Below are 8,468 nucleotides of genomic sequence, written 5' to 3'. Positions count from 1 at the left end.
GATGAATATCCCCAACCTGCTTACCGTTCTCCGTGTTCTGCTGATTCCCTTCTTTATTCTGCTGTTCTATCTACCGTTCAGCTGGAGCTATTGGGCAGCCAGCGCGGTATTCGCCTGTGCCGCGGCCACCGACTGGCTGGATGGCTATCTGGCGCGGCGCCTCGAGCAAAGCACGCCGTTTGGCGCCTTCCTCGATCCGGTTGCCGACAAGCTGATGGTGGCCGTGGCCCTGGTGCTCCTGGTCGACGAGCATTCCAACCTGTGGCTGACTCTGCCGGCGGCCATCATCATAGGTCGCGAGATTGTGGTGTCGGCTCTGCGCGAGTGGATGGCGGAACTGGGTGCGCGGGCGCAGGTGGCCGTCTCCAACCTGGCCAAGTGGAAAACCGCCGCACAAATGGTTGCCCTGATCGTGCTACTGGCCAACCCGCCGGTATTCACCTCCTGGGTGGTGCTGGGTTATGCGCTGCTGATCATCTCCGCCGTGCTGACCCTGTGGTCGATGGTGCAGTACCTGATGGCAGCCTGGCCGCACCTCAGCCCCACCGTCAAAAAGAAATAAGTTTTTTGAATCAAGGGCTTGACGGGGCGCGTTGAAACTATAGAATGGCGGCCGTCAGCACGACAAGCGGGAATAGCTCAGTTGGTAGAGCACGACCTTGCCAAGGTCGGGGTCGCGAGTTCGAGTCTCGTTTCCCGCTCCAATTTTAACGGGCCGTTTAAACGGCCCGTTTAGTTTCAAGGCTGAGTAGCAGAGTGGTTATGCACCGGATTGCAAATCCGTGAACGCCGGTTCGATTCCGACCTCAGCCTCCAATTAGAAAAGCCTCGTAAATCCATGATTTACGAGGCTTTTTCATTTTAAATTGCAAGCCTTGCGAGGCGCGCACTGGCTGTATATAGTCCAGACCTCGCGACACCAGCTCTACCGCCCGAATGGCGAAATCGGTAGACGCAAGGGACTTAAAATAGGTCTGTTGTCTGATAAAAATCCATGAAAATCAATGATTTATAAGGTCTTGATCTTGGTATGTAGCAGATATGTAGCAAATTGTTAAAAAAGCCCCGATGGTGAAATCGGTAGACACATCAGACTTAAAATCTGACGACCGCAAGGTCATGCCGGTTCGATTCCGGCTCGGGGCACCATATAAATCAAGGGTTTAGCGAAAGCTAAGCCCTTTTTTGTTTCTAGCGGGCTATCACCGGGCTAGCACAGCACCAACAAAAGAAAACCCCGCACTGATCGCTCAGGCGGGGCGTAGGGCGCGGATTAGCTCTGCGGCGTACTCGGCCTCACCTTTGACTGAAACTCAGCGCCAGCAGCCTGCCAGGGGTACCGAGGCGAACCAGAATCGCGGCGGCGTCTCGCCGTCATGTGGCACGACCACGATTAACGCATCATGCCCATGCGGCGCGGCCTGGTGCGCTCACCAGGAGCTGGGTCGGACAGAGGAGGCCAGGGAACTGGTCGGCGAGAAGCGCGACATACTGGCGCTGCGCAAGGTGCAGCGGCAACTGAGAGCGATCAATGCACGCATGGACATGGTGCGGCTCAGCGCCTGGGAGTTGGATCGTCTGCAGGTGTTCAAGAACCGGCTGACGGAGATGGTAGGGAAGCGGATCGAGACGGTGAGGGCACTGTAGTGAGTGGCGCGGGGTATAGGTTCTATCAGAGCACGGGTGCTAACATACACCCATGCTTATCACTCATAACCGCGAAAAACTGATCGAAGTCGTGAAGTTTTTCGCCCAGAACACGAACCGGCTTGGCAAGATCAAGCTGTTCAAGTTGTTGTATTTTCTCGATTTCACCCATTTCCGCGACACTGGCCGTTCTGTGACCGGAATGGACTATTTCGCCTGGAAGAAGGGGCCTGTACCGGTGGCGTTGTTCGAAGAAATTGAGCAACCAGGCGATGAATGGAATGGGCAGGTGAAGTTCGAGCCAATCAAGGTCAAGAAGGGTGTCATGCTCACGGTCGACGCCCTGAGCGACTTTGATCGCACGCACTTCTCCAAGCGCGAGCTCAAGATCATGCAAGCTCTGGCAGAGCAGTTCAAAAATACGCTGGCCGAAGACATGATTGAGGCCACTCATCTTGAGAACTTGCCTTGGCACCAGGTGTATGAAGTGCAGGGCCGCAAGCAAGCACAAATCCCCTACACCATGTCATTGCTTGCTCAGGACGCGGAGTTGATGGGTGAGGCCATCCACGACCGCGATGAGATGATTTCAGCGCTAAGGGCTTGAGATTGGTTCCAGGGAAGGTTTTGCTGCATCGCAGCTTTGTTTTTGACGATGGCACGACCAAGGACAAATACTTGGTCATAGTTGGTCGCGTCGACGCGACATTGCTGGCAGTCAAAACCACTTCAAAAGGGCACCGCTACCGCAACGATTTTGGCTGTCAGTCAGCCAACCGTTTTCCAGCCTTCCTGCTAACTGCCGGCTGCTGTTGTTTCCCCAAGCATACCTGGGTATGCCTTGGTGACTTTTACGAGTTGGATGCCAACGAACTGGCGCAGAAAGTCGCCCAAGGTCAGGTCTACCCGTTTGGAGTGCTTCCAGCTGAGCTTCTTCGCAATATTCAGTTCTGTGCGAAGGGGTGTGATGATATTTCTGCTCATCAGGAAAGCTTGATTGATCAGTCGCTTTGAGCACGGCTAGGGGCCTCAACCGGTCGGCGCTACCTCCGCCTGCAACTACTCCTTCCCGCATGAAAGCAGGCCCAGGCCATGGCGCCGAACAACAGCATCGGCACCTTGACCATGCAGAAGAGCGGGATGCCGGCCACACTCACAGCTACCGTGCCAAGTGGCCGAGCAGGCTGCTGTGCAGGGGCTCGGGGTCGCCGCCACAGTCTCAGCTGGCCGGCCTAATCATCCTCGCTGTCGCCACGCCGCAACGGAAAACCACGCAGCTTCCCGATCCGGCCCGGCCAGGTGCCTGCGATGAATTTCTCGCTAACCCAGACGGGATTTAGGCCGGCCATCAGACACACGAAACGCAGCTCCGGGCCGCACTCGACTACCTGCGCCAAAGCAGCCTCGCCATCGCGTCGGCTACCGCCACGCGGCTTGCCGCCAGCCCTACGCCTAGCGGCGTCGTCGAGAAGCTGAATCAACACCATCAGCCATAGGCGCTGATATGGCTCAGGGCGTGGGGCTTCGTCCGCATCCTCCAGGCCAAGCGATTTAGGCATTGCCCGGCCACTCTTGCCCGGCCACGCGGATCAGCGCGGCGGGCTGCTCCATGATCCAGCAGCCGCGCACGAACAGGCCGGCCCGGCAAAACTCGGAACCGTGGGCCACCCACAGTCGAATCAGCTCGGCGTCCTGCATATGTTCGGCACCGGTTCCGCTCTCGAACAGCTCCCGGACTCGGGCGGGTAGTTTGTTGCTATTGCGGCTGCGGAGTCTGCGGTCTAGCGTGGGCATCACTCACCTCCAGCAAGGTCGAGTTTCAGCGCCCGCGCGTGTGCCAGCATGGCGGCCCGAGCCTTCACCTCGATGGCTAGCAGAGGATGCGCTACCGGCTGCCCCGAGCCGCCGGGCACAATAGGCCCGTCCTGCTTAAGCTGGGCATGGCACTGTGCGGCCCGGTCGGCGGCCTCGCACATGGATCGCAGGATAACCAAGCTGGTGCCGCCAAGGTCGTACTCAGCCAGCACCGTCTTCCACAGCTCGCGGCCTGCTTCTTCGAGGGTGGCCGGTGGTTGTATTTCAGCCATATGAATGACTCCATCTGGTTTCCGGTTTCGTTAAAAAATGCCCGAAAAATGTGCGCAAAGGGTCGGTCGCGGTCCTTTGTTTTACGTTATTTGAAGGGTCTAACGCCCCCCCGGTGTACTTGATAGCCAAAACCTATCGAAGCCTGTTCAGGTGCGCAGCGATCAGGTCGAGGTCGTCGGTGATCAGCAGGGCATCCTCGGTGCCGGCCTTCACCAACCGATACCGACCACCGAAACGGCGCTTGGCTGTCGGGTCACGCGCCCATCGAAGCCAGAGCCCGACCGCCTTTGCCCGGTCGAGCAACGCATATACTTGGGCCGGTGGCGGCGGTAATACGGAACGCCAGCCGGGTTTGTGTGCAGCGTCATCGCCCCAGCCGCCATGCCATTGAAATTTAGGCATCGGCCAAACCCTCCAGGCCCAGCTCGCGGCCCAGCAGATCGGCCAGCAGGCCGGGCACCTCATCGGGATCTAGCTCGCTGTCGAGGTCGTCCGGCTCGAAGTACGCGTCGGCAGCCAGGCCGCACAGCCGCTGAAACGTGCGGCCGTCTAGCCAGTCAGCGTGCTGGCCGATGAGATGGCCAAGTGCGTTCAGAATTTCAGCTTCGTTATCGCTGCGATTCATTGCTTCGCCTCCAGCTCGGCCAAGCGAAGCGCCAGACCTTGCATGGTCAGCTCAGCGACTGTCAGCCTGTCCTGCAGATCCTGGATCAGCTCCAGGTTGTCGGCCTGCTCGGCGTCGAGTTGCTTAAGCCTGGGGGCCATCGCCTGCGCCAAGCCACGCGCCAGAATTTCACGATCGGTCGTGTTCATGGGATCACCAGCCCACGCTATTCAGGTAGTGCACAGAGCCGGGCGCGGCCTGCCAGTTGATCTGACGCAGCGCGCGGTAGGCGACTGTATTCGTCTGGTACATCGACACGGACTCGCCGGTCGCGGCACCGCTCGAATCGCCCAGGTCGAGGGTCGCGGAACCGCTAACAGCCAGCTCAAGCCCATAGTCGTCCGCTATCAGCACGCGGGCTGCGTCAATGATGACAACCACGCCGGCCGGGACAGCTCGGTGCGCGACGTGGGCGATGCCTGCCAGCTCGCCGCCACGCGCGCCGGTTGTCTCGAAGCCAGCGGCATGCAGCTGCACGCCATTTTTAGGGCTGGTCAGGATCGCGCTGGTCGAGAGGTCGCCGTCGAAGCTGTCGATCAGCGCCGATATGTCGTTTGCCGGGTTGTTCGATCCGCTGCCTGGGGTGACGCCATACAGGACGCCGGCCGGCGATTCGTCGGTGCCTGCATCGTCACCGATGAACGCGAGCGACTCGGCTGCCGCGATGGCGCGGGTCAGGTCGGCGGTCACGAAAGCCTCGCCATCGACCATCAGCGCGTACTCGCGTGTCGCCGGAATAATCGAACCGACTTTCCGCGACTGCAGGCGCACCTGATCGAAGCTCATCGACCCTGCGGGAATCAATCCGCCCTCGGCCACAAAGCCAGCGCCATCACTGTAGTTTTGTACTAACACTGGTGTTGCGAACGGCACGCGGCGCATCGGCTGGACAGCTCGAATCTGCGCTATCAGCGATTGTCGAGCCGCCAACTGCAACAGCTCACGATATGAGTAATTTGCCTCAGGGCTGACACTTTCGGGAGTTAGCGCCCAACTTTTCAGTATCCGTGCTGCTGCCGATTCTGGGCCACCGCGCGCAATAGCAATTTCGATTGCTTGAGCCGGGCGACTATCTGCCGCGATTAAACATTGAAGTGCCTTAACAACATCGTGCGCATTACGCATTGGTATATATCTCCGTAACTCACAGTATGCGAGTGTTGTAGATATTGTCCGCTGGTTAATATGAAACAGCCATTGCGCCAACTTGCGTTAACTTACCTATGCTTAATAAAAACTCTCGAAACTTTCTTCTATATAAGTGGCGAGTTCGGAAAGCCTGTAGCTAATACGCGTTCTAGATCCTGCGCCTATTGCATATGCTCTAGGGCCGCGACCCTCATGCCGCGCTTGCTTAAGTCCGCCCGGAGTTGTACCAAGTAACTGCGCTGCAACTTCCTCGCTCACGCGTAAATCGCCGGTCAGGGTGGCGCCAAGTTCGTTAACGGCGGCGATCAGTTGTTTCTCTGTTGAGGCGATGCGGGCTTCTAGAGATTCGGTCATTGGAGTTACCTGTATAATTCTTTGGCGGCGGGTTGTTGCTGTTTAACTGCGACTATCGCGACACTAACGCGACACTTGCTGTCTCTGTTAAAACCCGCGTAATAGAGCGGCTGATAGACTTAGCGCGACAAAAATACGGATACACAGAAACACCCTGTCTTTATTGGTGTGTGTGTATATGTGTCCTTTTTGTCTCTATTAGTACTGGAACAGCTCTAGCACGGGGCTTGCGAACCGCGACAGGGGGCTGTCGCGGTTTGTCGCGCTAAGCCGGGCAATACCGAACTGCTCCGCGCTCGCCATGTATCTTGCGCACCCCATGACTTTCCTGGAGTAGCCTTAGAACGTGCTGGCGGTCGCCTCCTTTCGTTCTTCCAAAGGGGCGGCAGAACTTGCCCAGTTCCGCCTCGGTCATCGCGTAGCCACGTTTGTGCAGCACCTGCACAACAGATTCCGCCACCGCGTCCAGCGTGCCGCCTGCGAGGATGCCCTCGGCCCTGCAGAGCTGGAGCACCCCCCACTGCAGGCGCTCGACATAGGCAAAGGCCCAATGAATATCGCGCGCTTCTACCTCGTCTTGTCCGTCCGACAAAGCCAGGATTTGGGCAATCTTGAGCGCATGCTCTGCATCACGATTCCGAAGCTCGCGCGTCGTCTCCGGCTCATGCTCCAGGGCGTCCTCAAGTGCATCTGCACGGCGCCGCCATACTTCTCGCGCTTCGCCATGCCAGCCCATACGGGACGGCGGTTGATCGCCCTGACTGCCCCGTTTCATCTGCTCTAGCGCCCAGGGTTTCCACCACTCAGGCACGCCCGCGCCAAAGTCGGGGTCTTGCCGGTGGCCGTTCCAATCGTCCAGGGTCGCCAGCAACATCCGGTTGAGCTGCCCGGCTGCGGTCATTTGCGCGGATAGAGCTTCACCAAGCATGGCCGGCGTTGTGGCGCCTACCGATGAGAAGTGCGGCCATTTGATAGGGCGCAGATCCGTCGATCTGCCCTCTTTGCGCCGCCGTCTAGGGCGTAGGGAAGGGTTGTCTGGCGCGCTGAACAGTTCGAGCCAGAAACCACCCAAGTCGTGCATATGCCCTTGTCGGTGATCGCCCATGCCGCGGAGCAGGTGCCCGACTTCATCAATCGCGGCCAGCGTTGCCGGCTGTTCCATCAGGTGCTCGTGCAGGGCTGGACGGCTAGCAAACTGCCCGCTGATCGTTTCGGCCATCCGCTCACCGAGCGCGCTAATCAATATCGGCGGCGCCTTCACTAGACAGTCTTTGCCGCGTCCGGTCTGGGCGCATATCACTGTCAGCAGGTTCTGCCCGAGGCCAGTCGGCCCCAGAAAGTGACGCCCGTATAGATGACCGGCCACCGTCAGCACTACGGCAGCAGCACCCAGCGGCGAGGGTCGTTTCATGCGCTTCAGAAGCCAGCACTGTAGATCGCCAAGCCGGCCGGGCAGCTCGCTGTCTACTTCATCCACGGCGAGGGCTGGCGCCGCAACTGTATGCAGTTCGGCATCCTCAAGCGCGATAAGCTCCTCTTCATCCTTTGGCTTGAATACGAATGGCCTGTCGAGTCCCTGAAACTCTGCTTCGCGGCGAAGTGTTTCGGCATTGTCTTGTTGATATAGTTCGTCAGGCACAGACTCGGGCAGCCAGTCGGGCTGTACTTCTAGCGAAATGTCGGCTGGGTTATAATCTTCGGGCACACTTTGATATTGGGCCTCGATGCTGGTTGCACCCAGATCTTGGCCTTCTTTTCGGTCGGTCATTAATGGCGCACCTCGCCGGTGGTAGAGATGCGTGCATTGGCTTCGATCCAGGCCAGCACATCCGCTGCGCGGTAGCGGACATTGCGCCCAAGTTTTACAAACACTGGGCCATCGCCTGCCCATCGGGCACGTTCACACCAGGCAATAGACTTGCCGAGATATTCGGCTAAGTCTTTCTGGCTCATTAGCCGGGGTAGGCTTACTAGTGTCTCGGTGGGAGTGTTAGCTGTGTTGTTGCTGGAGTTGCTTAATACTGTGCTGTGCATGAATAGACCCTACCTGCTTTGAATATAGGGCCATGCTCACCGTGAAAAAGGGGCTAACGGCGTTAGCCCCACATGCTTTTTATGCCTCACTCCAATAGTCGCGCAGTGTGCTGAATGGGTATTCTTTTGTTGTCAGTAGTTCCTCATCTCCTGCATAAGGGTCTACGTCGTCCATCACCTCAAACCGCTGTTTATCTTGCCTTTCGTTTGGGTTGAGGGTGTTAAGGATCAGCCTTTCTTGCGGTTCGCGTTTCCATGCCGCCAGAAAATCCGCAAATGCCACCCCGCTGCCTTTCTCCGTCTTCATGAGGGCGACAATGCGCTGCTTCATAGGATTGCGTCCTTTAAGTCGCGGGTTGCTGGCGTTCTTTGCATTCTGCTGGCTCACCCTTCTCTCGATCAGTTCGCGCGTCGCCTGCTCAATTGGGCTGAGGTAATCGTCCACTGTCCATTTATCGGTCGCGCCGTCGGCCAGCACGTCACGGACGACAAGCATCAAGTCAAGCAGGCCTGGCGACTGCTTAAAATTCGG

14 protein-coding genes and 3 tRNA genes are annotated in these 8,468 nt (G+C 58.1%); 7 read left to right on the top strand and 10 right to left on the bottom strand.

Going from position 1 to position 8,468, the window contains the following annotated elements:
• Position 1 precedes the first annotated feature (1 nt).
• From pgsA to Q8Q83_RS16680, 7 genes are all read left to right on the top strand, one after another.
• Positions 2-562: a CDP-diacylglycerol--glycerol-3-phosphate 3-phosphatidyltransferase gene (gene pgsA, locus Q8Q83_RS16710; protein WP_305625254.1), complete on the top strand. Its 561-nt coding sequence runs from the start codon at positions 2-4 to the stop codon at positions 560-562.
• A 66-nt stretch (positions 563-628) separates the two neighbouring features.
• A tRNA-Gly gene (locus Q8Q83_RS16705) sits at positions 629-704 on the top strand.
• A gap of 38 nt (positions 705-742) precedes the next feature.
• A tRNA-Cys gene (locus Q8Q83_RS16700) sits at positions 743-816 on the top strand.
• 246 nt (positions 817-1,062) lie between these two features.
• Positions 1,063-1,149 (top strand) — tRNA-Leu (locus tag Q8Q83_RS16695).
• A 153-nt stretch (positions 1,150-1,302) separates the two neighbouring features.
• A complete protein-coding gene (locus Q8Q83_RS16690; protein WP_305625253.1) occupies positions 1,303-1,647 on the top strand; it encodes a hypothetical protein in 345 nt (114 codons plus the stop codon).
• A gap of 52 nt (positions 1,648-1,699) precedes the next feature.
• Positions 1,700-2,254 carry a Panacea domain-containing protein gene (locus tag Q8Q83_RS16685; protein WP_305625252.1) on the top strand — a complete coding sequence of 185 codons (555 nt, stop codon included), beginning with the start codon at positions 1,700-1,702 and terminating at the stop codon, positions 2,252-2,254.
• Between the two features lie 20 nt (positions 2,255-2,274).
• Positions 2,275-2,661, top strand: a complete 387-nt coding sequence (locus Q8Q83_RS16680; protein ID WP_305625251.1) for a hypothetical protein — start codon at positions 2,275-2,277, stop codon at positions 2,659-2,661.
• Positions 2,662-3,198: 537 nt separating this feature from the next.
• Here the strand turns inward: Q8Q83_RS16680 and Q8Q83_RS16675 are convergent.
• From Q8Q83_RS16675 to Q8Q83_RS16630, 10 genes are all read right to left on the bottom strand, one after another.
• Complete coding sequence (locus Q8Q83_RS16675; protein ID WP_305625250.1) at positions 3,199-3,441, bottom strand: hypothetical protein; 243 nt, start codon at positions 3,439-3,441, stop codon at positions 3,199-3,201.
• Positions 3,441-3,734, bottom strand: coding sequence for a P27 family phage terminase small subunit (locus Q8Q83_RS16670; RefSeq protein ID WP_305625249.1), 294 nt, complete (start codon positions 3,732-3,734; stop codon positions 3,441-3,443). Before Q8Q83_RS16670 ends, Q8Q83_RS16675 begins: the two co-directional genes overlap by 1 nt.
• Positions 3,735-3,867: 133 nt before the next feature.
• The gene (locus Q8Q83_RS16665; protein WP_305625248.1) at positions 3,868-4,137 is read right to left on the bottom strand and encodes a hypothetical protein; all 270 of its coding nucleotides are present in this window, start codon (positions 4,135-4,137) and stop codon (positions 3,868-3,870) included.
• Complete coding sequence (locus Q8Q83_RS16660) at positions 4,130-4,360, bottom strand: hypothetical protein (RefSeq protein WP_305625247.1); 231 nt, start codon at positions 4,358-4,360, stop codon at positions 4,130-4,132. The genes Q8Q83_RS16665 and Q8Q83_RS16660 overlap by 8 nt, the downstream gene beginning before the upstream one ends.
• Positions 4,357-4,548: a hypothetical protein gene (locus Q8Q83_RS16655; RefSeq protein ID WP_305625246.1), complete on the bottom strand. Its 192-nt coding sequence runs from the start codon at positions 4,546-4,548 to the stop codon at positions 4,357-4,359. Before Q8Q83_RS16655 ends, Q8Q83_RS16660 begins: the two co-directional genes overlap by 4 nt.
• 4 nt (positions 4,549-4,552) lie before the next feature.
• Complete coding sequence (locus Q8Q83_RS16650) at positions 4,553-5,524, bottom strand: phage major capsid protein (RefSeq protein ID WP_305625245.1); 972 nt, start codon at positions 5,522-5,524, stop codon at positions 4,553-4,555.
• A gap of 102 nt (positions 5,525-5,626) precedes the next feature.
• Positions 5,627-5,902, bottom strand: coding sequence for a hypothetical protein (locus Q8Q83_RS16645; protein ID WP_305625244.1), 276 nt, complete (start codon positions 5,900-5,902; stop codon positions 5,627-5,629).
• A 265-nt stretch (positions 5,903-6,167) separates the two neighbouring features.
• The gene (locus tag Q8Q83_RS16640) at positions 6,168-7,670 is read right to left on the bottom strand and encodes a hypothetical protein (RefSeq protein WP_305625243.1); all 1,503 of its coding nucleotides are present in this window, start codon (positions 7,668-7,670) and stop codon (positions 6,168-6,170) included.
• The gene (locus Q8Q83_RS16635) at positions 7,670-7,855 is read right to left on the bottom strand and encodes an AlpA family transcriptional regulator (protein WP_305625242.1); all 186 of its coding nucleotides are present in this window, start codon (positions 7,853-7,855) and stop codon (positions 7,670-7,672) included. The genes Q8Q83_RS16640 and Q8Q83_RS16635 overlap by 1 nt, the downstream gene beginning before the upstream one ends.
• Before the next feature lie 160 nt (positions 7,856-8,015).
• The coding region (locus Q8Q83_RS16630) for a hypothetical protein (protein WP_305625241.1) at positions 8,016-8,468 on the bottom strand (453 nt) is incomplete at its 5' end.

The sequence above is a fragment of the Pseudomonas sp. genome, assembly GCF_030696055.1.
Lineage (GTDB): Bacteria > Pseudomonadota > Gammaproteobacteria > Pseudomonadales > Pseudomonadaceae > Aquipseudomonas.
This window is presented reverse-complemented; position numbering and strand designations above follow the sequence as displayed.